Origin of the sequence: Isoptericola haloaureus (assembly GCF_036689775.1) — a bacterium.
GTDB classification, from domain to species: Bacteria; Actinomycetota; Actinomycetes; order Actinomycetales; family Cellulomonadaceae; genus Isoptericola; species Isoptericola haloaureus.
The window spans coordinates 59,199-83,644 of sequence record NZ_JBAGLP010000110.1; the positions used below are offsets into that span (position 1 = coordinate 59,199).

The following is a 24,446-nucleotide window of genomic DNA, read 5'->3' on the forward strand; positions in this document are numbered from 1 at the left end:
AACGCTGCTCCGCCGTGGCAGGGTGTCCGACATGTCCGCCCGCGAGATCGCCCGCACCGAGATCACCCGGCGGATCCACGCCGCGGCCCGGGACCGCCTCGGCGCCGAGGGACCCGCCGCGCTGTCCCTGCGCGCCGTCGCCCGCGACGTGGGGATGGTGTCCTCGGCGGTGTACCGGTACGTCGAGTCCCGCGACGCCCTGCTCACCGCGCTGCTGGTGGAGTGCTACGACGAGCTCGGTGCCGCCGTCGAGCAGGCGGAGAACGACGCGCCCCGCACCGACCACGCGGCCCGCTGGCTGGCCGCCTGCCGTGCGGCGCGCACCTGGTGCGTCGAGCACCCGGGGGAGTTCGCCCTGCTCTACGGCACCCCCGTGCCCGGGTACGCGGCCCCGCAGGACACCGTGGAGCCCGCGATCCGGGTGGTCCTCGTGCTGGCCGGCATCGCCGCGGAGGCGGGCGGGGACCCGGGGCCGCCGGCGTCCGACGTCGCCGCCGTCGTCGCGCCGGCGCGTGCCGCCGTCGTGCAGCGCGGCTTCCCCGCACCGGCCCCGGAGGTCGTGGCCCGCACGCTCATGGCCTGGTCGGGGTTGTTCGGCTCCATCTCCTTCGAGCTGTTCGGCCACCTGCACAACGCGGTGTCCGACCCGGCGGACTGGTTCGACGCCGTCGCCGCCCGGCTCGGCGCCGACGCCGGCATCGTGCCCGCCTGACGTTCCGTCGTCGTCCCCGCTGCGCGAGATCGACCCACCCGTCCGAGATCGACGCACCGTACGTCGATCTCGCACCGGGTGCGTCGATCTCGACGCCGGGCGGACAGCCGTGGCCGGATGCGACGCGTCCGCCCCCGCCCCGGTACCCTGGGACACTGCCCGGCACCCGCCGGGACCAGAGCAACGACGAGCACGAAGAGGTTCAGGTGCCCACCGGCAAGGTCAAGTGGTACGACGCGGATCGCGGTTTCGGTTTCATCGCCCACGCCGACGGCGGCGAAGTGTTCCTGCACGCCTCCGCGCTGCCGGCCGACGTGCCGAACCCGAAGCCGGGCACCCGCGTGGAGTTCGGCGTCGCGGACGGGCGCCGTGGCCCGTCGGCGCTCGCCGTGCGGGTCGTCGACCCCCAGCCGTCGGTGGCGAAGGCGAAGCGCAAGCCGCCGTCGGAGATGGCCGGCATCGTCGAGGACCTCATCCGCGTGCTCGACCGCACGGGCGACCAGCTCAAGCGTGGCAAGTACCCCGAGGGCGAGGCGGGCAAGCGCGTCGCCACCATGCTGCGCGCCGTCGCCGACAACCTCGATTCCTGAGAGCGAGACGAATCATGGCATCCGCCGAGGCGCCCGCGAAGGCACGCCGCGTGAGCTCGCGCGCCCGCAACGACGCCGTCCTGCTCGGCGCCGCCGAGCTGGCGCGCGCGGCGGCGCTGGAGGTCGCGTCCGGCCCGGACGACGTCGGCGAGCACCTCGGGACCGTCGCCGAGGGCGAGCGCCTGATGTCGCACCGGTTCGCGGCCGAGATGCGCGGCTACCACGGCTGGCACTGGACCGTGACGGTGGCACGCGTGCCGCGCGGCCGCACGGCCACGGTCTGCGAGGTCGAGCTGTTGCCGGGCGACGAGGCGATCCTGGCCCCGGCCTGGGTGCCGTGGTCGGAGCGGCTGCGTCCGGGGGACGTCCGCCCGGGCGACACGCTGCCCTTCCGCGCGGACGACCCGCGCCTCGAGCCCGGCTGGACGCCGACGGGCGACGAGGAGCAGGACGAGATCGCCATCGACGAGCTGGCGCTGGCCCGCCAGCGGGTGCTGTCCCCGCAGGGTCGCGACGAGGCCGCCGAGCGCTGGTACCGCGGGTCGCAGGGACCGACGTCGCGGGGCGCGGTCGCCTCGGACGCCGAGTGCACGACCTGCGGCTTCCTCGTGCCGCTGCAGGGCCCGCTGGGCCAGCTGTTCGGCGTGTGCGCGAACGCGTGGTCGCCCGACGACGGCAAGGTGGTCTCCCTCGACCACGGCTGCGGGGCGCACTCCGAGACGGACGTGAGCCGCCGCCGCAGCGAGTGGCCGGACCCGGACCCGATCATCGACGAGTCCACGGTCGAGCAGGTGGACCTGGGCCCCCGGGAGCCGGAGCAGCCGGCAGCCCCGTCCGACGAGCCGGAAGGTGACGAGAGCGCGTGACGACCGACGTCTTCGGGACCGCCGCGCTGCGGCACGCGGTCACGGAGGCGTGGCTCGGGTCCGCCACACGCTTCCGTGAGGACGCGAACTCGGAGGAGGACCACGCGCGCGGGCACTACCGCGACCGCGTCGTGGTCGAGCTCCTGCAGAACGCCGCCGACGCCGCGGCCCGCGCGGGTGCCGCCGGCCGGGTCGAGGTCGTCCTCGACCCCGAGCGCCGCGTGCTGCGCGTGGCGAACACCGGTCACGCCCTCGACGCCGACGGGGTCGCCTCGCTGGCGTCGCTGCGCGCCTCCGCGAAGGACGACGCGGCCGGGCAGGTGGGTCGTTTCGGCGTCGGTTTCGCGGCGGTGCGGGCGGTGTCCGACGACGTCTCGGTCGCCTCGCGCGACGGCGGCGTGCGCTTCGCCCTGGACGAGACCCGCGCGGCGCTCGCGTCGCTGACCAGCGAGGGCGCTGCCGGCGCGGCGGCGCAGCGGCTGGCGGCCGACGTCGCGGGCCGCGGTGACGACCTGCCGGTGCTCCGCCTGCCCTTCCCGGCGCCGGGACTGGACGCCGACGCCGCGTTCGACACCGTCGTGGAGGTGCGGCTGCGCGACGCCGCTGCTGCGGAGGCGGTGCGCGACCAGCTCGACGCGATCGACGACGTGCTGCTGCTCGCGTTCCCCGGGATCGCCACCCTGCACGTCGTGGTGACCACGGACGCCGGCGTGCCGCGCCAGGCCACCTGGGACGGCTCGGCCCAGAAGGCCGCCCCGCAGGTGCACCGCAGCGGGCGGTTCACCGAGGCGGACGTCGCCGAGCTGCCGCGCGAGCACCGCCGGACGGACTGGTCGCTGGTCTGGACGGTGCCGGACGGCGGCATCCCGGGCAGCGGCACCTCGGACGACGGCGGCACCCCGGGTGGGCCCGCCGCTCGGCGCCGGGTGCTGCACGCCCCGACGCCCACCGACGTCGTCGTCGACCTGCCCGCCGTGCTGCTCGCGACGTTCCCGGTGGACGCCGGCCGCCGCCGGGTGCTGCCCGGGGCGGCCACCGACCACCTGGCGGCCGAGGCGGGCGTCGCCTACGCCGAGCTCCTCGGCACCCTGGCCGCGGACCGCGCGCGGGCCGCCGACCCGACCGCCGTGCCGGACCCCCTGGACCTGGTGCCGACGGGCCTGCCCGGCTCCGACCTGGACGCCGCGGTCCGCGAGGCCGCCACCTCGGCGCTGACCCGCACGCCGCTGCTGGCGGCGCCCGGCGGCGAGGACGGCGACCACCCGGGCCACGGTGGCCGCCCCGCGCTCGAGACGCCGCAGGACGCGCTCGTCGTCGCGGGCGACCCGGGCGGCGACGCCGACCTCGTCGCGGCGCTCGCCCCGGTGCTGCCGGGTCTGGTGCTCGTCCCGGCCCGCCACCAGGCCACCGTGCGCAGCCTGGGGGCGACGGTCGCGTCGCTGGCGGACCTGGTCGACGACCTGCCCGGCGGGTTGCCGGCCGAGCGCTGGCACGCCCTGCTGGACGCCCTGGCGCCGTACGCGAACGAGCCGGGGGTGCTGGAGTCGCTGGCCGGTGCTCGCGTCCCGCTGGCCGACGGCCGGGTGGCCGGGGTGCGCAGCGCCGTCGTGCTGCCCGAGGGGTCGGTGGACGACGGCGACGAGGCGTCCCTGGCGGCCACGGCCCGCGTGCTGGGGCTGCGGGTGGTGCACCCGGACGTCGCGCACCCGCTGCTCGTCCGTGCCGGGGCCGTGGCCACGGACGCCTACCGGATGCTGCAGGACCCGGAGGTCCGCCGCGCCGCCCTGGACGCCGCCGAGACGGTCCTGGACGGCGACGAGGACGACGGCGCCCGGGAGATCGTCGCCTCGGCGCTGGCCCTGGTGCGGCTCACCGGGGGAGCGGACGCCCCGTTCTGGGCGGGTGAGCTGCCCGTGCCGACGGCGGACGGCGACCTGGTGTCGCTGCGCGAGGCGACGCTGCCCGGCACGTGGGCGGCGGAGGTGCTGGACGGCCTGGCCCCGGTCAGTGCCGAGTACGTGGCCCGCTACGGCGCGCCGGTGCTGACGGCGGCGGGGGCGCGCACCGACCCGGACGTGTACATCGTGCCGGACGTCGTCACCCCGGAGGCGGACGAGGAGGACGACGACGGCGGCCCGGACGACGCCGCGGGCTGGCTCGGCGGGTGGTCGGACTACCTGCGCCTGCTCGGGGCGCGGTTCGGACCCGGCGTCGCGGTCGGTGACCTGGTGGCCGTGGCGGACCTGGACGCCGTCGCGGACGACGCCTGGCCGCGGGTGCTGGCCCGTCTGGCCGGCGAGCCGGACACGCGCCGCGCTCTGCTGACGCCGGTACGGCGCGGCCGGGTCTCGGCGCCGTCGTACTCGGCCTGGTGGCTGCGCGAACGCTTCGGCGCGCCCTTCGCCCTGCACGAGGGCGTCCCGCTGCTGCCCGCCGAGCCGCGGGCGGTGGCGGGGCTCGACGTCGCGGTGCGGCGCGCGCTGGGCGGTGCCGACGCGCTCGGCGACCTGGACGCGACGGACTGGCCTGCCGCGCTCGAGCGGCTGCCGGCCGCCGGCTCGACCCTGCCGCTGCGCGACGCGCTGGTGGTGTGGCGGGGACTGGCGAGCCTGGCCGCGCGCCTGGACGCCGACGACCGGTCGACGGCCCTGGACCCCCTGCCGGACCGGTTGCCGGTGCTGGACGCGAGCGACGTCGTCGTGCACCGCGCCGAGGACGTCGTGGTGGCCGGGACGGCCCGCTGGGCGGCGCTCGGTGCCGTGGTCCCCTCTCCGGAGGCGGAGGCCGAGGGGCTGGCCGAGCTGCTCGACCTGCCGCTGGCCGGGCAGGACGGCCTGCCGTCGCCGGACTCGCTGGGCACCGAGCGCGAGCTGGACCCGCGGGTGACCGCGCTGGACCACCGGATGCCGTCGGTGTGGTTCCACCACGAGCGGCTGTCCGTGGCCGGCGGGCCGGTGCCGTGGTGGGTGGACGCCCAGGCGCGCGTGCACGCGACGTCGGAGGCCGGGCTGGCCGCGGGGCTGGCGGACGTGCTGGGCCGGCCGGACCGGGTGGCGCTGCTCACCGCGGTGCTGCGCGAGCCGGAGCGTGCGGTGGCGCTCTGGGCGACGACCGCCTGGGGTTGATCCGCCGCATCACTTCAGCGCGCGAGCACCTTGTTGAAGTAAACTCGACTGAAGTTCAGTAATATGCCGCGTCGATGAAGTGAGGCAACGGTGGGCATCTCCGATGCGGAGCGTCCCGGAGACTGGCCCGCGCTCGGGTACGAGCATCGCGACTGGGTGTCGACCATCGATCCGGGGCACCTGTCGGTCTTCGAGCGCTTGCGGATCGACCGTCCCTACCGGGCGGCGGTCGTTCCGGAGATCGCCGACGCGCAGGTCAGGCTGGCTCCCGAGACGATGGCGGTCGTCGAGGAGGCGACGCAGGACGTCACCCGATTCGACGAGCAGATGTCGTCGCTCCCGGTGCCGATGCCGGCAGTCCTGATGCGCAGCGAGTCGGCGTCGTCCTCACAGATCGAGCATCTGACGACGAACGCGCGCAACCTCGCCATGGCCAGCATCGGGATCGACGCGAAGCAGAACGCGGAGCTGGTCGCGGCCAACGTGCGTGCGATGGCAGTGGCTGCGAGTGCAGCGGCCGACCCGGTGAGCGCGGAGTCGATCCTTGCCGTGCATCGCGCGCTGATGGTCGAGTCCGAACCCGACGTCGCCGGGGCGTGGCGTGACGAACAGGTCTGGATCGGGTCGCACGCCGCGTATCCACACGGTGCAGACTTCATCCCGCCGCACCATGAGCGGGTCCCGGCGGCCATCGACGACCTCGTGGAGTTCACTCGGCGGACGGACGTCCCGGCGCTCGCGCACGCGGCCATCGCGCACGCCCAGTTCGAGACGATCCACCCGTTCACCGACGGCAACGGTCGTACGGGGCGCGTCCTGCTCCTGTCCGTGCTGCGACAGCGGGACGTCCTGCGCGGCACCACGGTTCCGGTGTCGTCGGGGCTCCTGTGTGATCCGGAGCGCTATTTCCGCGCGCTCACCGCCTATCGGGAGGGTGACGTCGACCGGATCGTGGCCGACGTCGCCGAGGCATCGATGAGCGCCACCGCCGACGGGCGTGCCCTCGCCACCTCCATCGGCGACATCCGCACCCGCTGGCGGGAGCAGATCACGGCACGATCGAACTCCTCCGCCTGGCCGCTCTCGGATGCGTTGTTCAGCCAACCCGTGGTCACTGCCGAGCATGTCGCGGGCCTGCTCAGCCTGTCCGATCGTGGCGCACGCAACACCATCGACGTCCTCGTGCGTGACGGTGTCCTGACCCCCGCGACCGCGGCCAAGCGATGGCAGTACTGGCAGGCACCGGAGGTTCTCGCTGCGATGGACGAGTTCACGCGAAGGGCTGGACGGCGCAGCTGATCAGTCGCCGCGGTGGCGGCGCGCCCAGGGCAGGCCGAGCAGCCCGAGCAGGATGCCGGCGCCGCAGATGGCGACGGCCCCGACGGGCACGACGCCGGTGGCCGCGAGGACGCCCACGACGACCAGCGCGACGGTCCAGACGGCGACGCCGACGAGCACCACGCGTACCAGGTCGGTCGCCGGCGGCGCGGGCGTGGGACGGCGGCGCTCGGGGTGGAGCAGCAGCGTCATCACGGAGGGCACGGGCCGATCGTACGTCGCGGGCCACGCGCCGGCCCCGGGACGCGGCGGTACCGGGCCGGAAGAGGTCCGTGTCACGTCCGATCTGTCCTGAAGGTCTGCCGTGAGCGGTCACACCTCTGGCACCATGGTTGCCCATGGCGAACCAGACCAGCGCGCCCTCGGAGGGGCTCAGCGCGATCGACCGCTTCTTCCAGATCACCCAGCGGGGGTCGACCGTCGGCGCCGAGATCCGCGGTGGCCTGGTCACGTTCTTCGCGATGAGCTACATCATCGTGCTGAACCCGCTGATCATCGGCACGGTCCCGGACGGCACCGGGGAGTTCCTCGGCGGCGGTGACGCCCCGAACCTCGGCATGGTGGCGGCGGCGACGGCGCTGATCGCCGGCATCGTCACGATCGCGATGGGCGTGTTCGCCAACTTCCCGATCGGTCTGGCCGCGGGGCTGGGGCTCAACGCGGTGGTCGCCTACTCGATCGCGGGCCTGCCTGACATGACCTGGGCGGACGCCATGGGTCTGGTGGTCATCGAGGGCCTGATCATCCTCGTGCTGGTGCTGACCGGGTTCCGGGAGGCCGTGTTCAACGCGGTCCCCGTCGAGCTGAAGACGGCGATCAGCGTCGGCATCGGCCTGTTCATCGCGTTGATCGGCCTGGTCAACGCCGGGTTCGTCGTGCCGGGCGACGGCACGATCGTGGCGCTGGGCAACCTGGCCACCTGGCCGATGCTCGTGTTCGTGGTCGGGCTGATCCTGACCATCGTGCTGTGGGTCCGCCGCATCCGCGGTGCGCTGCTCATCGCGATCCTCACGGCGACCGCGCTGGCCGTCGTCCTGGAGAACACGCTGAACATCGGCGCGAAGGCGCCGGACGGCTCGAACCCCACGGGCTTCAACCTGAACGCCCCGACGTTCTCCGGCGTCGTCGAGGTGCCGGACTTCGGCCTGCTCGGCCAGTTCTCGCTGCTGGGCTCGTTCGAGAACATCGCCGTGGTCTCGGTGCTGCTGCTGATCTTCTCGCTGCTGCTCGCGGACTTCTTCGACACGATGGGCACGATGGTCGCCGTCGGCGCCGAGGCGAAGCTGCTCGACGAGAAGGGCAACCCGCCGCGCACCCGCGCGATCCTGGTCGTCGACTCGTTCGGCGCGATCGCCGGCGGCGCAGGCTCGGTGTCCTCGAACACGGCCTACGTCGAGTCGACGACGGGTGTCGGTGAGGGTGCCAAGACCGGGTTCGCCTCGGTGGTCACCGGCGTGGCCTTCCTGCTCGCGACGTTCCTGTCCCCGCTGGTGGCGCTGGTGCCCTACGAGGCGGCCGCGCCGGCGCTGGTGCTGGTCGGGTTCCTCATGATGGCGCAGGTGGCGGGCATCAACTGGCGCAACATGGAGATCGCCATCCCGGCGTTCCTGACGATGATCATCATGCCGTTCACGTACTCGATCGCGGACGGCATCGGCGCGGGCTTCATCGCGTTCGTGGTGATCAAGCTGGCGCTGGGCAAGATCCGCCAGATCCACCCGCTGATGTGGGTGTCCTCGTTGCTGTTCGTCGTGTACTTCCTGCTCGAACCGTTGCAGGCCGCCATCGGCTGACCCACCCCTGACCAAGATCCGGTCGAGGTGGTTTCCCGGACGGTTCCCTCCGGTCTTGACGACGGGGTTGATCACGAGCCACGCCTGGCCGAGCAGCGTCTCTCGGTTCTCGCTGGTGACGCCGGCTCGGGCCTCTGCCCAGTGGAAGTGCCGAAGCTCCTGGCGGTGGGTGCCGATGCGTGCGCGCTGCGGCAGTCTCGAGACCAACTCACGTGCCGTCTGCTGCCCCGTGAAGATCTCCATGTAGAGATCCGCGCCGTCGGCCGACGGCGCGGACGACGGCGGATTGCGGCGAGGGGACCGGGGCACTCAGCGTGTGGATCCTGGAGTGCATGGTTCCCGGGAATCTTCGCGGATGTCGCACGGCCGGCACCGAAGAGGTGCCGGCTGTCCGGTTGGTGGAGCGCTACCCTGACCGCACGACGGCAGGCAGGAGCCAGTTCTATGCGGGTTCTCATCACCGGTGGCGCCGGCTTCATCGGCGCCAACTTCACCCACCAGACCATCCGAGAGCGCCCCGAGGCTCAGGTCACCGTGCTGGATGCCCTCACCTACGCCGGCGACCTCAAGAGCTTGGCCCCCGTTGACCACCAGATCACCCTTGTGCGCGGCTCGATCACCGACAGCGACCTCGTCGACCGCCTGGTCGCCGAGTCGGACGTCGTCGTCCACTTCGCGGCCGAGTCGCACAACGACAACTCCCTGGACGACCCGTCGCCGTTCGTCGCAACGAACCTGGTGGGCACCTTCACCCTGCTCGAAGCGGTCCGTCGGCACGGGGTCAGGTTCCACCACGTCTCGACCGATGAGGTCTACGGCGACCTGGAGCTCGACGACCCGGCGAAGTTCACGCCGGAGACGCCCTACAACCCGTCGAGCCCCTACTCAGCGACCAAGGCAGGTTCCGACCTGCTGGTCCGGGCCTGGGTCCGGTCGTTCGGTGTCCGGGCCACGATCTCGAACTGCTCGAACAACTACGGGCCCTATCAGCACGTCGAGAAGTTCATCCCCCGGCAGATCACCAACCTCATCGACGGGGTGCGCCCCAAGCTCTATGGCGCCGGGCTGAACGTCCGTGACTGGATCCACGTCGAGGATCACAACAGCGCGGTCTGGACGATTATCGACCACGGCCGCATCGGCGAGACCTACCTCATCGGCGCCGACGGCGAGAAGAACAACCTCGAGGTGGTGCGGACCCTCCTGGAGGTCTTCGGCCGCGACGCCGACGACTTCGACCACGTCACCGACCGGCCGGGCCACGATCTGCGCTACGCCATCGACGCCACGAGGCTCCGCCAGGAGCTCGGGTGGCAGCCTCGCTTCACCGACTTCCGCAGCGGTCTGCAGGCCACCGTCGACTGGTACCGCGAGCACGAGGCATGGTGGCGCCCGCGGAAGGCTGCCGTCGAGGCGAAATACGCCGCCACGGGTCAGTAGGGGTTCAGCGGCGCAGTGACGCCAGGTAGCCCTCGACATCATTGACGCTCGGCAGCAGCCCCTGCTCCTGCGCCTCGGCGAGCGTGGGAGCCGCCGCGTCCTTCTCGGAGAGCTGCGGTGCCAGCGGCGCCCCGTCGCGCGCGGTCGTCGGCCACTCGATCCCGATCGCCGGGTCGAGCGGGTGCACGCCGTGCTCCGCCGTCGGGTTGTATCCCGTGGAGCACAGGTACATCACCGTGGAGCCGTCCTCCAACGACAGGAAGGCGTGGCCCAGGCCCTCGCCGACGTAGACGGCGCGCCTCTCGGCGTCGTCGAGCAGCACCGTGTCCCAGCGTCCGAACGTCGGCGAACCCATGCGGATGTCGACGACGACGTCGAGCACCGCCCCTCGCGGGCAGGTCACGTACTTGGCCTGCCCGGGCGGCACGTCGGTGAAGTGGATGCCTCGCAGCACGCCGGCCGCGGAGACCGAGCAGTTGGCCTGCTGGAGGTCCAGGTCGTGCCCCAGGTGGTCGGCGAACACCGAGGCCTTGAACCACTCCAGGAACACGCCACGCGCGTCGCCGTGCTGCTGCGGCGTGATCTCGTAGGCGCCGGCCACGACCAGCTCTCGGAACTGCACGAACGACCTCCCGATGTCGACTGCCCGCCTCTAGGATGCTACTCATGGCTTCCGTCGACCCGGCCCAACGGTGGACCGTCGTGGGGGCGGGCGGAATGCTCGGCCACGACCTCGTCGACCTGCTCACCGCCGCCGGCACGCCGGTGGCGGCGCTCACGCACGACGACGTGGACGTGACTGCCGCGGATGCGACCCGACGCGCGCTGGCCGGCGCCGACGTCGTGGTCAACGCCGCCGCCTGGACCGACGTCGACGGTGCCGAGACTCACGAGCCCGAAGCGATGGCGGTCAACGCGCTCGGCGCCGCGAACGTCGCCCGGGGTGCGCGACTGGCGGGTGCCCGCCTGATCCATCTCTCCACCGACTACGTGTTCGACGGCCAGGCCACCACGCCGTACCCGGAGTCCGCGGCGACCGCTCCCGAGTCCGTCTACGGGCGGTCCAAGGCCGCCGGTGAGCGCGCCGTGCGCGACGAGGCGTTCGACCACCTCATCGTGCGGACCGCCTGGCTCTACGGAGCGCACGGCCGGTGCTTCCCGCGCACGATGGTGCGCTTGGCGGCCGAGCGTGACCGGCTCGCCGTCGTCGACGACCAAGTGGGCCAGCCGACGTGGACCCGTGACCTGGCCGACCTGATCCTGCGGCTCGTCGACGCCCGTGCGCCGGTTGGCACCTACCACGGGACTGCGTCGGGGACGACGTCGTGGCACGGGTTCGCCCGGCGCGTGCTGGCCTCGGCGGGATCTTCCGTGCCGGTCGACCCGGTGCCCACCGAGGCCTTCCCGCGTCCGGCACCGCGCCCTCGGTACTCCGTGCTGGGTCACGACGCTCTCCGTCGTGCCGGCGTCGAGCCGATCGGGGACTGGGCCGAGCGCTGGGACGTCGCCGCGCCGTCGGTCCTGGCGTGACTCCTCAGTCGTCCAGCAGGCCGAGCAGGTAGCTGCCGTAGCCGGACTTGGTCAGCTTTTCCGCACGGACCCGCAACTCGTCGTCCGAGAGGAAGCCGCGACGCCAGGCCACCTCCTCCGGCGAACCGATCTTCAGGCCCTGGCGTTGCTCGACCGTGCGCACGAAGTCGCTGGCGTCGATGAGGGAGTCGAACGTCCCGGTGTCGAGCCAGGCCGTGCCGCGGGGGAGTACCTCCACGTGCAGACGTCGCTGGTCGAGGTAGTGCCGGTTGATGTCGGTAATCTCGTACTCTCCGCGCGCCGACGGGTCGAGACCCTTGGCGATCTCGGTGACGTCGCGGTCGTAGAAGTACAGACCCGGGACGGCGTAGTTCGAGCGGGGCCGTTCCGGCTTCTCCTCGATCGACCGTGCCAGACCGTCGTCGTCGAACTCGATGACGCCGTACGCCGTCGGGTCGGCCACGCGGTAGGCGAAGATCGACCCGCCGTCGACGTCGGTGAACTGCTGGAGCTGGTCGCCGAGACCCTGCCCGTAGAAGATGTTGTCGCCCAGGACGAGGGCCGCCGGACCACCCTGCAAGAACTCCTCGCCGAGCACGAACGCCTGGGCGAGCCCGTTGGGCACCTCCTGGACCGCGTACTCGATCGAGATGCCGAACTGCGACCCGTCACCCAGCAGACGACGGAACTGCTCGGCGTCGTGGGGCGTGGTGATGACCAGGACGTCTCGGATGCCCGCCAGCAGCAGCGTCGACAGCGGGTAGTAGATCATCGGCTTGTCGTAGACGGGCACGAGCTGCTTGCTCACCCCGAGGGTTATCGGGTGCAGCCGGGTGCCGGATCCGCCGGCCAGGATGATGCCGCGCATGATGCCGATCGTGTCACGCGGGATCGCGCGATGATCAGGTTCGTCGCCAAATTTCGCCCGCTCCTCGCGAGATTCCGCCCGAAATGGCTTGGTAGCGTCATCTCGGTTGCGTGACGTTCTGTGGCCCGATGAAGAGGGAGCGTTCGATGGTCCGGCGGTCGCCAGGGCATTTTGGCGTGAGGTGGGAGGCCTCATCGGGTCGTAGCCTGGAGGAAGCGCTGGGCTCGAAGAGCAGGTGTGGGATCTACCGCCTGCATTTCGCCGACGGAACCGCGTACGTCGGTCAGGCGACCGACGTTGTCCAGCGGTACAAGCGGCATGTCAGGGACTGGCATCCGCTGGAGATCGTGGGCCTCGACTTCCGGGTAGAGAAGCGTGAGGACCTGAGCCAGCGAGAGCTGGAGACGGTTTGGTACTTCGAGGGTGCGGGCAAACTCCGCAACAAGTTGTTGGTGACGCTCTCCAATGCTGAGGAGTGCGCACTGAATGACGTCGTTCCTCCGGAGGACCAGGATGCCTGGGTGCGAGGAGGTCAAGTGCTCTCAGCCGAAGCGCGCGACACCGACACTGATCTGGTTCATGGGACCTCCGCGAAGTTGCGACGGCTGCTGGATCGGGATGACTGGCCGGAGATCAAGGCACTGCTGACGACCTTCGTTCAGTCGGCGGTGATCGCCCCACAGGTAACGGCCGGTCGGTTCTGGAGCGTCGAGGCGCTACCGAGACCCAGGCGCAACAACACCCTCGGGCGCGAACTGGCTCGGGTGTATGTCTACGGGCTCGACGTCATGTCCGTCTTCGAGGTCCGATCCCGAGTAGGCGAACGTGTTCTTGCGAACGCCATTGTGGCCGAACCGGAGCTGAACGGCTGGGGTGAACGATGGAACTGGCTCGTCACCGGCTTCAAGCTCTCGGCCTATGCCGGCGCGGGCAAGGGACTGGGCTACTACCAGGACGTCAACTTCAAGACCCACCGATCGATGACCGAGTTCTTCGACGAGACCCAACTGCTGCGCGCGGCACGTGTCATGACACTTGCTCGGATGCGCCGGGGTGCCGTTCAGATCAAGGGGCACTCGCCGGAACTGGTACGCCAGGTCCTCGAAGACTGAGCGCTAGCGTCCGTGATGGGTTGCTCAACTCACGGATGGACACCCGTCGGGTCGCGCCGGATCTCCTCCGCAAGCTCGGAGATCGCCGCGGCGACCTCCGGCCATCGCTCGACCACGGTCGCCAGCGGGAGGCGCTCCGCCAGGGTGTCGACGTAGCCGTCCTTGATCGGCACGTCGAAGATCTCTGCGAGCCGTCGAGGAAAGACCAGGAGCTGCTCGGGCGGGATGCCCGCCCGCTCAGCCTGCTGGTTCAGCCAGCCGGGATACGCCGTGCCGGCGGTGTCCATGACGAGAGCGGTGAACGGGCTACCACCGCGCGGGTTCCTGACCTTGATGACCACGCTCGAGCTGAGTCTGTCCTGCACCACGAAGCGCGGATCGTCGTCGTACCGCTGCAGGATGTTGCGCACGGCGTCGAGGGTCGCTGTCGGCACGGAGCGTGCCATCTCGGTCAACACGTCGTCGCGACTCAGGCGGCCGCGGGCCGCGGGGGAGTCGTCCTGCGGGACCGCCACCGAGACGTCCACCTTGGCCTCCGGCGCGACGTCGACACGCACCACGGCACGCACGACCTCTCGCGTCCGTGCCACGACGGACGGCACAGCGACGCGAACCCCACGCTCGGGGTCCTCGTAGATCGCCAGCTCGACCAGGCCGAGGCGGTAGTGCAGCTGGGGAGTGTCCTGCAGGTAGGCGGCCATGGCCTCGACGTCCTCACGGATGCCGTCGCCGACCACGAGCAGCAGCAGCCGCCCGGCACGGAGGTTCGCGGAGACCGCGTCGACGAACCGGCGCTCGTCGTCCGCTCCGGCGTCGTGCGCGAGATCCCACAGCGAGCGACCGCAGGACCGGCGGCACGCGGCGTCGAGGTCGCCGTAGGACCACGTCGCTACCGTGCGCGCGTAGTCGACGATCTGTCCCACGACCTCGCGGCGGGCTTCGGGATTACGCCACAGCTTGGCCTCGACCAGAGTCAGGCCACCGTGCGGGGACACGAACAGCGCGTCGATCGGCCCGGCGGACGTGCCGATCTCACGTCCGATCGGCAGCAGCGGTGCGAAGTCGTCGTCGAGCTCTGCGACAGGCAGGACCTCAGGATGAGCGAACACGAGTCCTTGGATCTCGTCCTCCGACACCGCGGTCCGACGAAGTCGTGCAGGATCGTCGCTGATGAGCACCAGCGGATCGCCGGTGTTCGCGGGCATCGGCCACCTCCTCGTCGATGGCCTCAACCCTAGTGGGGTGTCGTGCACGGCTCCGTGAGCCGAGAACTGCCCGCAGCAGGGTCCGCCACGTGCCGCCGAGGGCTTTCCGCCATCGAGGTAGTGCGGCGAGCCCGTTCCTGTGTATCGTGGTTTGTGCAGGACGCTGAAAGCCTCCCGCACCGCCTTAGACCCCGCCATCGTGCGGGGTCTTCGTGCATCCTGGCTCAAGGACGCCAGATCCAACTCCTGCTCACGGCACCGCCGACGTGACGCCACGTCGTGTCGAGGGTCTTGCGAGCTCTGTCGTTGGTCTCGCGGACCGTGCAGCGGCGACGGTAGATGAAGGTGGCGAGATCGACTGCTTGGAGGAGTCTGCTGTGCTCCGACGGGCCGAAGTGGATCGTATCGATCACCTGCGGCAGTCGGCTGCTCTGATACCCGGGGGTCCCTGACCGGCGGTAGTGCCGGAAGTTCGTCCGGTGGCGTTCGGCAGCGTGCACCTCGTCGGCAACGACGACGGCCTTCTGATCGTTGGCATGCGCGACATCGTTGATGCTCTCCAGGAGATGCCCGAGAACGACATCGTGCGGAGGGTGCGGGTCGACGTAGCGTTCGAGCTGCGCCTCGACGTCCATTCCGCGAAAGACCAACTGGGCTCGAGGCGATCGTCGATGCCGAGCTGCGGGAGAGACATCACGACACGTAGGCGACGTGCCCCTCGTCACGCCGCCAGCCCGGCGAGCAGCACCGCCCCGTGCGGGGCCAGCTCCAGGTCCAGCGCCGCGCTGCCCGGCGCCACGCCACGGGCGGCGTCGCTCTGCACCGTGACCTCCCGGCGCGGCACGGTAGTCCCGGTCCACAGCTCGCGGACCTCGTGGCCGCCCCGGGCGGCGAACCCGATCCGCGCCACGTCCTGAGCGAGGGTCAGCGGCTCGTCGCCCAGGTTGAACAGCGCGGCGTACGCCGTGCGGTCCGGGCCGTCGGCGGCCCACATCACCAGCGGACCCTCGCGGAACACCTCGCGCTGGTTCCGTCCGTCCCGGTGCACGGCCAGCACGTCGGGGTGGCGGAACAGTTCCACGGTGGCCGGGTCCGACGACGGCAGGTCGCCGCCGATCATCAGCGGCGAGCGGGCGATCACCCACAGCGTCAGCAGGCTGACCCGCTCGTCCGGCGTCAGCGCGTCGTCGCGCGGCTCGCCGCGTTCGGCGCGCAGGCCGATGCGCCCCAGCGGCAGCATGTCGGCGTCGGCCCACCCGCCGTCGCCCGAGAACGGTGCCCACCGCGCCAGCCGTGCGAAGTTCGCCTCGACGTCCTCCCACCGGTCCCACAGGTCGTCGCTGATGCGCCACATCGTGGCGTGCTCGCGCAGGTGGTCGGCGTGCGTCGTCGACAGGTCGCGGCCGGGGGAGAGGCTGAGCTCGATCGGCCGGCCGGTGAGTGCGATCGCGCGGGCGTAGGCCTCGATGTCCGCGGACTGGTAGGGCCAGAGCATGTCGTCGGTCTTGAGGAAGTCGACGCCCCACGCCGCGTACAGCGCGAGCGTGGAGTCGTAGTAGGCCTGCGCGTCCGGGTGGGTGTGGTCCAGGCCGACCATGTCCGGGTTCCACTCGCAGGCGTTGCCCGGATCCGCGACGTCGGCCGCGGTGGCGTCGCTGCCCAGGACCGGCGTCGCGCGGTCCACCGCCCGGCGCGGGATGCCGCGCATCGTGTGGATGCCGAACCGCAGGCCCAGCGCGTGGATCTGCTCGGCCAGCGGCGCGAACCCGCGGCCGCCCGTGGCACTGGGGAACCGTCCCGGGTCGGGCAGCAGGCGGCCGTGGTCGTCCATCGCGAGCGGCGCGTCCGCGTTGTACCCGTGGGAGCGGGCCGTCGGGTCGGACCAGTCGATGTCGATGACCACCGTGTCCCACCCCAGCGGCAGCAGGTGCTCGGCCAGGAACCGCGCGTTGGCCAGCACCTCCGCCTCGGTGACGGTGGTGCCGTAGCAGTCCCAGGAGTTCCAGCCCATCGGGGGGCGGAGCGCCCGCTGTCCTCGCATCGCGTTCCCTCGCTCGTCGTCGTGCGTCGTCCCGGCGACCGTACCGACCCCCGGGCCGCCGTCACCTGCCACAATGACCGTGTGACGCGAGACACGCCCTCGGCCGAGCGTGCCTACCGCCGCACCCTCGCCCTGCTGACCCTCGTCGTCGCGCTGTGGTCCGTGGCGTGGGCGGTGCTCACCCCCGGCTTCCGGTCGCCCGACGAGCAGAACCACCTCAACAGCGTCGTCCGGATCGCCTACGGCGGTGGTTGGCCGGCCGCCGGTGACGCCCACTTCGCCCCGGTCACCGACCAGGCCGTCGCCGAGGCCGCCTACCCGGCCGACCTGCCCGGCCGCTGGCGCCACCGCCCTGACGAGACGCAGTTCGTCGACCTCACGCCCGTCCCCGCCACCGAGCGCGTCGCCATCGGCCCCGACAACGCGCTGCCCGCGCCGGGCACCAGCGCCACCGTCGACCAGATGACCCAGCACCCGCCCGCCTACTACGCGCTCGGCGCCGCCGTCCTGCACGCCACCGGCACCGCCGACGCGCGATGGGACGTCGCCCTGCTGACCCTGCGGCTGCTCGACGTCGCCCTGTTCGCCGCCACGGTGCCGCTCGCCGCCGCGACCACCCGCCGGCTGACCGGCTCGCGCGCCGCCGCCCTGGTCGCCGCCCCGTTCCCGCTGCTGATCCCGCAGGTCGGGCACATCATGGGCGCCGCCAACAACGACGCCCTCGTGGTGCTGACCGGCGCCGGCGTCACCTACCTGGCCGCCCGGGTGGTCACCGGCGACCTGCGCTGGCGGATGGTGGCCGCCGTCGGCCTCGTGCTCGGGGTGGGCCTGCTGACCAAGGTCATGCTCGCGTTCGCGATCCCGACCGTGATCGCCGCCTACCTGCTCGCTCCTGGGCCGCGCTCGAGACCCCGCGCCGGTCCGACGGCGGTCTCCCGGATCTGGCGCGGGTTCGTCGCCCTGGCGATCGCGTTCGTCGTCGGGGGCTGGTGGTGGGCCCGCAACTGGATCGTCGACGGCGCCGTGCAGCCCGTCGGGCTGCCGCGCGACTACTCCGGCATGACGCAGGTGCCGGCCGACCAGGTGCTCTCCGAGGCGGTCGGGCGCACCGCGCAGGCGTTCTTCGGCAACCTGTCCTGGCTGGAGATCCGCCTGCCCGGCACCTTCGTCGTGGTCGGCTCGACGATCCTCCTGACCGCCGTCCTGACCGCCGTCGTACTCCCCGGCGCCCGACGCGGGTCGCTCGCCCTCGCCCTGCTGCCCGTCGGTCTCGCCGCCGCCGTGGTCGTCAACGCGGCCCGGAGCTGGACCGACACCGGTGTCCTCGTCGCCCTGCAGGGCCGCTACGTCTTCGGCGGGCTGACGGCGCTCGCGGCCCTGCTGGCGATCGCGCTGTGGCACGCGTGCCTCCGGCGCGAACGGTGGGCCGCCGTCGTCGTGCCGGTGTTCACCACCCTCGCCGTGGCGGCCGGCGTCGCCGGACTCGTGTGGGCGTTCGGCGCGATGTACCGCGGGCCGGGGGAGTCGGCGGCGCTGGCGTGGGAACGCTGGGCCGCGTGGAGCCCGCTGAGCGGCACCGTCATCACCGCGGTGCTGGTGGTCGTGGCGCTCGGGTTCGTCTCCGGGCTGGTCGCCGCCTGGCGGTGGCCCCACCGGTCCCGGATCGCGGCGCGTGGCTAGACTCGCGCCGGGCGGCCACACGCCGCTGCGCAGCACCGTCGTCGGACCGGAGAGGGCTCGATGAAGCTCGTCGTGCAGATCCCGTGCCTCAACGAGGCCGAGACCCTTCCGCTCGTGCTGGCCACCCTGCCGCGCGAGGTCGACGGGTTCGACGAGGTCGAGTGGCTCGTCGTCGACGACGGCTCCACCGACGGCACCGCCGACGTCGCCCGCAACCTCGGCGTCGACCACGTGCTGCGGCACACCGCCACCATGGGGCTGGCGCGGTCCTTCCGCGACGGCGTCGACCTCGCCCTCGCGCTGGGAGCGGACGTGGTGGTCAACACCGACGGCGACAACCAGTACCCCTCCGAGCGGGTCGGGGACCTGTGTGCACCCGTGCTCGCCGGCGAGGCCGACATCGTCGTCGCCGACCGGCAGACCGCCACCATCGAGCACTTCAGCCCGTTCAAGAAGCGGATGCAGCGCCTCGGATCCCGCGTGGTCAGCGCCGCCGCGAACACGCCCCTGCCCGACGCCGCCAGCGGGTTCCGCGCCTACTCCCGCGCCGCGCTGCTGCGCCTCAACGTCATCACGCAGTTCAGCTACACCATGGAGACGATCATCCAGGCGGGCAACAAGCACCTGCGGATCGTCTCCGTGCCCGTGGTGACCAACCCCAAGACCCGAGAGTCGCGGCTGTTCCGCAACATCTGGCAGCACATGGGTCGCTCGGGCCGGGCGATCGCGCGCTCGTGGATCATGTTCCGCCCGCACCTGGTGTTCCTGTCCCTGGCGGTGCTGTTCTTCCTCGCCTCGGCGGTGCCGGCCGTGCGGTTCCTCGTGTTCTTCGTCCAGGGCGAGGGCGGCGGGCACGTGCAGTCCCTCATCTTCGCCGCCGCGATGCTCGTGGGGTCGCTGCTGTGCCTGGCGCTGCTGGTCATCGCCGACCTGCAGCGCACCAACCGGACGTTGATCGAGGACACCCTGGAACGGGTCAAGCACCTGCAGTACGGGCGCGACACGTGATCGTCGCGTTCGGCACCTACGACGCTGCCCGGCACCCGCGCGTCGGCGTCCTGGTCGCCGGGCTGCGCGCCCACGGCTACCGCGTCGACGAGCTGAACCGTCCCCTCGGGTTCTCCACCGCCGAGCGGGTGCGGATGCTGCGCCAGCCGTGGCGGCTGCCGCTGCTGGTGCTGCGCCTGCTGACCTGCTGGCTCGCCCTGGTGCGCGACGACGTCGGACACCGCCGGGCGGACGGCGCCCCGGACGCGGTGCTGGTCGGCTACCTCGGCCACTTCGACGTCGTCCTGGCCCGGCTGCTGCACCCGCGCACGCCCGTGGTGCTCGACCACCTCGTCTTCGCCGCCGACACCGCCACCGACCGCGGCGCCCGCGGGCTGCGCGTCCGGCTGCTGCACGGGCTGGACCGGCTCGCGCTGGCGTGCGCCGACGTCGTCGTCCTCGACACGGACGAGCACCGGGCGTTGCTGCCGGCCTCCCCCCGTCGTCGAGCGTCTCTGTTCCTCAGGAATCGGCCCCGGAATCCTGAGGAACAGAGACGCTCGACCGGCCAGGGGGCCGTGGTCGTGCCCGTCGGCGCACCGGACGGCTGGTTCGAGGCGTCCGACGGCGGCACCCCGGCAGGTACGGACCCGCTGCGGGTCGTGTTCTTCGGCCTGTTCACCCCGCTGCAGGGGGCCGTCACGATCGCCGAGGCGCTGGCCGACGCGCTGCCCCGGGCCGCCGCGACGGGTCGGCCGATCGAGGCGACCCTGGCCGGTCATGGTCAGGACCACGCCGCCGCCCTGGCCGCGCTCGCCGGGACACCCGGCGTCACCTGGCTCGACTGGGTCGAACCCGCCGAGCTGCCCGCGCTCGTCGCCGACCACGACGTCTGCCTCGGCATCCACGGCACCACCCCCAAGGCGCTGCGCGTGGTCCCCACCAAGGTGTTCCAGGGGCTGGCGGCCGGTTGCGTCGTCGTCACCTCCGACACGCCGCCGCAGCGCCGCCTGCTCGGCGACCACCTCGAGCTCGTCCCTCCCGGGGACGCCGCGGCGCTCGCCGACCGGCTCGTCGCGCTCACCGACCCGGCTGAGCTGGCCGCCGCCCGGAGGCGTGCGGACGCCGGACGCGACGCCGTCCGGCCCGCCGCCGTCGTCGGCCCGCTCGTGGACGCCCTCGCCGCCCGCGGGGTGCGGCCGTGACCGGCACCCGGAGCGATCCCGCCACCACCCGTCCCGGTGCCACGGCCCGCCTGCTCGCCGTGCTGCGCTCGCCCTGGGTGCGCTGGGGGTTCCTCGTCCTGGCTCTCGCGCTGGCGGTCTACGCCGTCGTCGCCGTGCGCGAGGACCTCGCCGAGGCGGCCGAGGCGCTGTCCGCCGGCCGTCTCGCCCTCGCCGCCGTCCTCGCCGTGCTGTTCGTCGGCTGCACCTGGCTGTCGTGGCGGGCCGTGCTGACCGACCTCGGCTCCCGGCTCGGGCCGCGGGCCGCCGTCGCCGTGTTCGGCATCAGCCAGCTCGGCAAGTACGTGCCCGGCGGCGTGTGGAACGTGGTGGCCGCCGCTGAGGTCGGGGCCGACCACGGCGTCCCGCGCCGCCGCACCATGACCGCCACCGCCGTCGCCACCGGGGTCGGCGTCGTCTCCGGGGCCGTCGTCGGGCTCGTCGCGCTGCCCTTCGTCGCGCTGGAGTCGCTGCAGAGCTGGAGCTGGGTGCTCTGGCTGCTGCCCGCCGTCGTCGTCCTGCTGCTGCCGCCCGTGCTCAACCGGCTGCTCGCCGCCGCGCTGCGGTGGGCGCGACGACCCGCCCTCGAGCACCCGCTGTCCTGGCGCGGCCTCGGTGCTGCCGCCGGGTGGGCCGTCGCCGGCTGGCTGCTGGCCGGCCTGCAGGTGTGGCTGCTCGCCACCGGTCTCGGCATGGCGAGCGACGTGCGCACGCTGGCGCTCGCCGTCGGCGGGTACGCGCTGGCCTGGACGGTCGGGTTCCTCGTCGTCGTCGTGCCGGCCGGCGCCGGCGCGCGCGAGCTCGTGCTGCTCGCCGTGCTGACCGGGGCGCTGCCGCACGCCGAGGTGCTGCTCGTCGTGCTGGTCAGCAGGGTCCTCATCACCCTCGCCGACCTGCTGTTCGCGGGGATCGGCGCGCTGTGCCGCCGGCCCGCCGGGGTGCGGTTCGCCCCGCTGGCCCCGCGGGCCTGGCTGCGCTGGGACGTCGTGCACCGGATGCTGCCGACCCGGCGCTCGGCGGTGCTGGAGATCGGCTGCGGCCAGGGCGGGTTCGGGATGCGCATCGCCGCCCGGCACGACTACACCGCCGTCGAGCTCGACGCCGGCTCGTGGCGGGTCGCGGCGGCGCGCGTCGGGGCCGTCGACCCCGCGGCCCGCGTGCTGCACGGCGATCTGACGGTTCTTCCGGCGCAGGAGCGGTTCGACGTCGTGTGCGCCTTCGAGGTCGTCGAGCACATCGAGGACGACGCCGCGGCGCTGGTCGAGTGGGCCGCCCGCGTCCGCCCCGGGGGGACGCTGCTGCTGTCCACCCCGGCCGACCCCGACCGGTACGGGCCCTGGGACGCCATGGCCGGGCACTACCGCCGCTACGAGCCGTCCCACCTCGCACGGCTGCTCGCGGACGCCGTGCTGACCGACGTCGTGGTGCGGCACTACGACGCCCCGCTCGGCTTCGTCCTGGAACCGATCCGCGACCGGGTCGCCCGGCGGCAGGCCGTGGCCGCTGCGGCCCCGGCCGGTGCGCCGTCGTCGGACCCGGACCTGGCCGCCCGCACCGCAGACTCCGGCCGACGCCTCCAGCCGCACCGCCGCCTCACCGGCGTGCTGACGGCGGTCGGCACCTGGCCGTTCCGGCTGCTGCAGCGGGCCCTGCCGCACGCCGGGACCGGGCTCGTCGCCGTCGGGACGCGCCCGCAGACCGACGCCCCGCCCGACGCCCCGCCCGCCGGACGCCCCGCCGCGCACCCGGACACCCGTCCCCCGGAGGACTGACGTGATCACGAGCCCCCCGCCCCTGACCCTGTTCGGCGCCCTGCGCTGGGACGTCGTGCGGCGCCACCTGCCCGGGCCCGGTGCCCGCGTCCTCGAGATCGGGTGCGGGCAGGGCGCCGTCGCCGTCCGTCTCTCCGCCGCGGGCTACGACTACACCGGCGTGGAGCTGGACCGTGCCAGCGCCGAGGTCGCCGACGCCCGCCTCGCCGCGGCCGGGCTGCCCGGCCGGGTCGTGCACGGGGCGGTGGAGTCCGCCGACCTCGACGGCGGGTTCGACGTGCTGTGCGCCTTCGAGGTGCTCGAGCACCTCGAGGACGACGCCGGGACCCTGGCCGGCTGGGTGCGGCTGCTGCGCCCGGGCGGGCTCGTGCTCGTCTCGACCCCCGCGTGGCAGGACCGGTTCGGGCCGATGGACACCGCCGTCGGCCACCACCGGCGCTACGACCCGCCGCACATGCGCGAGCTCCTGCGCGGCGCGGGGCTGGCCGACGTCGGCGGACAGCTCTACGGGATGCCGCTCGCCTACGCCCTGGAGACCGTCCGCAACCGGGTCGCGCAGCGCCGGCTGACCGGTGACGGCACCACGACGGCGGAGCGGACGGCGCGCTCCGGGCGGCTGTTCCAGCCGTCCTCGGGTGCCACGGGCGCCGCGATCACGGCCGCCACCTGGCCGTTCCGCCTCGCCCAGCGGGCGTTCCCGCGGACCGGCCCGGCGCTGGTCGCCTGGGGTCACCGGCGCTGACCTCTGCAGCGTCGACTCGGACGAACCGGACCGAACGACCCGGGAATACCTGACGCGCCCGGATGGTTGACCGGGGCGCTGATGAGTGCCACCTTCACCTCCCTCCGCTATCCGAACTACCGCCTGTGGTTCGGCGCTGCGCTCGTCGCCAACGTCGGCACGTGGATGCAGCGCATCGCCCAGGACTGGCTCGTGCTGACCGTGCTGACGGACGAGTCCGGCGTCGCCGTCGGCATCACCACGGCCCTGCAGTTCCTGCCGTTCCTGCTCATCGGGCCCTGGACGGGGCTCCTCGCGGACCGGCTGCCCCGCCGCGGGCTCCTCATGGCCACGCAGGGCTCGATGGGGGTGCTGGCCGTCGGCCTCGGCGCGCTGGTCCTGTCCGGCTCCGCCGAGCTGTGGCACGTCTACGCCTTCGCCCTCGGCCTCGGTGTCGCCACCGCCTTCGACAACCCCGCGCGCCAGACGTTCGTCGCCGAGCTCGTGCCCCCCGAGCGGTTGTCCAACGCGGTGGGTCTCAACAGCGCCTCCTTCAACGCCGCCCGGCTGATCGGGCCGGGAGCCGCCGGGCTGCTCATCGCCGCCGTCGGTCCCGGGTGGGTGTTCGTCGTCAACGGGCTCACCTTCGCCGCCACGATCGCGGCCGTCGCGCTGATGCGCCCCGCCGCGATGTGGGTCCGGGACCGGGCCCCGCGCGGCAAGGGCCAGATCGTCGAGGGCCTGCGCTACGTGCGCGGACGCTCGGACATCATGGTGATCATGGTCGTCATGGCCGTCGTGTCCACGTTCGGCCTCAACTTCCAGCTGACGAGCGCGATGATGGCGCGGGTCGAGTTCGACCGGGGCGCCGGCGAGTTCGGGCTGCTCGGCTCCGTCCTGGCGATCGGGTCCCTGGCCGGAGCGCTGCTGGCGGCCCGCCGCGAGCGACCGCGGGTCCGCCTCGTGATCGGTGCGGCCTTCGCCTTCGCGATCGCCACGGCCGTCAACGCGCTCATGCCGACCTACTGGCTGTTCGCCGTGACGACCATCCCGGTCGGCCTGTCCGCGCTGACGATGATGACCGCCGCGAACTCCACCATCCAGACCTCCATCGACCCCGTGATGCGCGGACGCGTCATGGCGCTCTACATGATGGTGTTCCTCGGCTCGACGCCGATCGGCTCGCCGATCGTGGGCTGGATCGGCGAGGCCTTCGGGCCCCGCTGGTCGATCCTCGTCGGGTCGATCACGACGTTCGCCGTGGCGCTGGCGGCGACCGCCTGGGCCCGCCGGTCGTGGCGGGTCAGCGTGCGGTACCGGCTGCGCCGTCGTCCGCACCTGGAGGTCGTCTACCTCGACGCGCCGTCGGGCACGACGCCGGAGCCCTCGCCGACGGACGCCCCGCCGACACCGACGCCGGAGCGCGCCCGGGCCGCCTGACGG

At 72.8% G+C, this 24,446-nt stretch carries 21 protein-coding genes; 15 read left to right on the forward strand and 6 right to left on the reverse strand.

All coding sequences use genetic code 11. The features are described from left to right. Positions 1 to 31 precede the first annotated feature (31 nt). The 5 genes from V5O49_RS04180 (at position 32) to V5O49_RS04200 (ending at position 6,592) form a co-directional block, all read left to right on the forward strand. Positions 32 to 712 carry a TetR/AcrR family transcriptional regulator gene (locus tag V5O49_RS04180; RefSeq protein WP_332901124.1) on the forward strand — a complete coding sequence of 227 codons (681 nt, stop codon included), beginning with the start codon at positions 32 to 34 and terminating at the stop codon, positions 710 to 712. A 206-nt stretch (positions 713 to 918) separates the two neighbouring features. Further along, positions 919 to 1,302 carry a cold-shock protein gene (locus tag V5O49_RS04185; RefSeq protein ID WP_278235360.1) on the forward strand — a complete coding sequence of 128 codons (384 nt, stop codon included), beginning with the start codon at positions 919 to 921 and terminating at the stop codon, positions 1,300 to 1,302. Positions 1,303 to 1,316: 14 nt separating this feature from the next. Continuing rightward, positions 1,317 to 2,168, forward strand: coding sequence for a DUF3027 domain-containing protein (locus tag V5O49_RS04190; protein WP_332901125.1), 852 nt, complete (start codon positions 1,317 to 1,319; stop codon positions 2,166 to 2,168). After that, positions 2,165 to 5,293 carry a sacsin N-terminal ATP-binding-like domain-containing protein gene (locus V5O49_RS04195; RefSeq protein WP_332901126.1) on the forward strand — a complete coding sequence of 1,043 codons (3,129 nt, stop codon included), beginning with the start codon at positions 2,165 to 2,167 and terminating at the stop codon, positions 5,291 to 5,293. The genes V5O49_RS04190 and V5O49_RS04195 overlap by 4 nt, the downstream gene beginning before the upstream one ends. A 90-nt stretch (positions 5,294 to 5,383) precedes the next feature. Continuing rightward, positions 5,384 to 6,592, forward strand: a complete 1,209-nt coding sequence (locus V5O49_RS04200) for a Fic family protein (protein ID WP_332901127.1) — start codon at positions 5,384 to 5,386, stop codon at positions 6,590 to 6,592. On the opposite strand, the gene V5O49_RS04205 is transcribed toward V5O49_RS04200, so the two are convergent. Further along, positions 6,593 to 6,835 (reverse strand): DUF2530 domain-containing protein, encoded by a 243-nt coding sequence (locus V5O49_RS04205; RefSeq protein ID WP_332901128.1) that lies wholly within the window; start codon positions 6,833 to 6,835, stop codon positions 6,593 to 6,595. A 134-nt stretch (positions 6,836 to 6,969) separates the two neighbouring features. On the opposite strand from V5O49_RS04205, the gene V5O49_RS04210 reads away from it, so the two are divergent. Next, positions 6,970 to 8,424 (forward strand): NCS2 family permease, encoded by a 1,455-nt coding sequence (locus V5O49_RS04210; protein ID WP_278235355.1) that lies wholly within the window; start codon positions 6,970 to 6,972, stop codon positions 8,422 to 8,424. Positions 8,425 to 8,868: 444 nt separating this feature from the next. After that, the gene (gene rfbB, locus V5O49_RS04215) at positions 8,869 to 9,864 is read left to right on the forward strand and encodes a dTDP-glucose 4,6-dehydratase (RefSeq protein ID WP_332901129.1); all 996 of its coding nucleotides are present in this window, start codon (positions 8,869 to 8,871) and stop codon (positions 9,862 to 9,864) included. Between the two features lie 4 nt (positions 9,865 to 9,868). Here rfbB and V5O49_RS04220 read toward each other — a convergent pair whose 3' ends face one another. Next, positions 9,869 to 10,486, reverse strand: a complete 618-nt coding sequence (locus tag V5O49_RS04220) for a dTDP-4-dehydrorhamnose 3,5-epimerase family protein (protein ID WP_332901130.1) — start codon at positions 10,484 to 10,486, stop codon at positions 9,869 to 9,871. Positions 10,487 to 10,530: 44 nt separating this feature from the next. Between V5O49_RS04220 and rfbD the strand changes: the two genes are divergently transcribed. Next, positions 10,531 to 11,394 (forward strand): dTDP-4-dehydrorhamnose reductase, encoded by an 864-nt coding sequence (rfbD, locus tag V5O49_RS04225; protein ID WP_332901131.1) that lies wholly within the window; start codon positions 10,531 to 10,533, stop codon positions 11,392 to 11,394. Between the two features lie 4 nt (positions 11,395 to 11,398). On the opposite strand, the gene rfbA is transcribed toward rfbD, so the two are convergent. Further along, positions 11,399 to 12,262 carry a glucose-1-phosphate thymidylyltransferase RfbA gene (rfbA, locus tag V5O49_RS04230; protein WP_332901132.1) on the reverse strand — a complete coding sequence of 288 codons (864 nt, stop codon included), beginning with the start codon at positions 12,260 to 12,262 and terminating at the stop codon, positions 11,399 to 11,401. A 128-nt stretch (positions 12,263 to 12,390) separates the two neighbouring features. Between rfbA and V5O49_RS04235 the strand changes: the two genes are divergently transcribed. Further along, positions 12,391 to 13,374 (forward strand): GIY-YIG nuclease family protein, encoded by a 984-nt coding sequence (locus tag V5O49_RS04235; RefSeq protein WP_332901133.1) that lies wholly within the window; start codon positions 12,391 to 12,393, stop codon positions 13,372 to 13,374. A 29-nt stretch (positions 13,375 to 13,403) separates the two neighbouring features. On the opposite strand, the gene V5O49_RS04240 is transcribed toward V5O49_RS04235, so the two are convergent. The 3 genes from V5O49_RS04240 to V5O49_RS04250 all read right to left on the reverse strand — a co-directional run bounded on the left by V5O49_RS04240 (position 13,404) and on the right by V5O49_RS04250 (position 16,620). After that, entirely contained in the window at positions 13,404 to 14,579 is a 1,176-nt protein-coding gene (locus V5O49_RS04240; RefSeq protein ID WP_332901134.1) for a hypothetical protein, read from the reverse strand. Between the two features lie 224 nt (positions 14,580 to 14,803). Further along, positions 14,804 to 15,214 (reverse strand): DUF3800 domain-containing protein, encoded by a 411-nt coding sequence (locus V5O49_RS04245; RefSeq protein ID WP_332901135.1) that lies wholly within the window; start codon positions 15,212 to 15,214, stop codon positions 14,804 to 14,806. 86 nt (positions 15,215 to 15,300) lie between these two features. Then, the gene (locus tag V5O49_RS04250; RefSeq protein WP_332901136.1) at positions 15,301 to 16,620 is read right to left on the reverse strand and encodes a glycoside hydrolase family 27 protein; all 1,320 of its coding nucleotides are present in this window, start codon (positions 16,618 to 16,620) and stop codon (positions 15,301 to 15,303) included. Between the two features lie 81 nt (positions 16,621 to 16,701). Here V5O49_RS04250 and V5O49_RS04255 point away from each other — a divergent pair, with 81 nt between their 5' ends. The 6 genes from V5O49_RS04255 to V5O49_RS04280 all read left to right on the forward strand — a co-directional run bounded on the left by V5O49_RS04255 (position 16,702) and on the right by V5O49_RS04280 (position 24,443). After that, complete coding sequence (locus V5O49_RS04255; protein ID WP_332901137.1) at positions 16,702 to 18,300, forward strand: DUF2142 domain-containing protein; 1,599 nt, start codon at positions 16,702 to 16,704, stop codon at positions 18,298 to 18,300. Positions 18,301 to 18,360: 60 nt separating this feature from the next. Further along, a complete protein-coding gene (locus tag V5O49_RS04260) occupies positions 18,361 to 19,308 on the forward strand; it encodes a glycosyltransferase family 2 protein (RefSeq protein ID WP_332901138.1) in 948 nt (315 codons plus the stop codon). Continuing rightward, complete coding sequence (locus V5O49_RS04265) at positions 19,305 to 20,492, forward strand: glycosyltransferase (RefSeq protein ID WP_332901139.1); 1,188 nt, start codon at positions 19,305 to 19,307, stop codon at positions 20,490 to 20,492. The genes V5O49_RS04260 and V5O49_RS04265 overlap by 4 nt, the downstream gene beginning before the upstream one ends. Continuing rightward, entirely contained in the window at positions 20,489 to 22,282 is a 1,794-nt protein-coding gene (locus V5O49_RS04270) for a class I SAM-dependent methyltransferase (RefSeq protein ID WP_332901140.1), read from the forward strand. Before V5O49_RS04265 ends, V5O49_RS04270 begins: the two co-directional genes overlap by 4 nt. 1 nt (position 22,283) lies before the next feature. After that, entirely contained in the window at positions 22,284 to 23,024 is a 741-nt protein-coding gene (locus V5O49_RS04275; RefSeq protein WP_332901141.1) for a class I SAM-dependent methyltransferase, read from the forward strand. Between the two features lie 81 nt (positions 23,025 to 23,105). Continuing rightward, positions 23,106 to 24,443 carry an MFS transporter gene (locus V5O49_RS04280; protein WP_332901142.1) on the forward strand — a complete coding sequence of 446 codons (1,338 nt, stop codon included), beginning with the start codon at positions 23,106 to 23,108 and terminating at the stop codon, positions 24,441 to 24,443. The last annotated feature ends 3 nt before the right edge of the window (positions 24,444 to 24,446 follow it).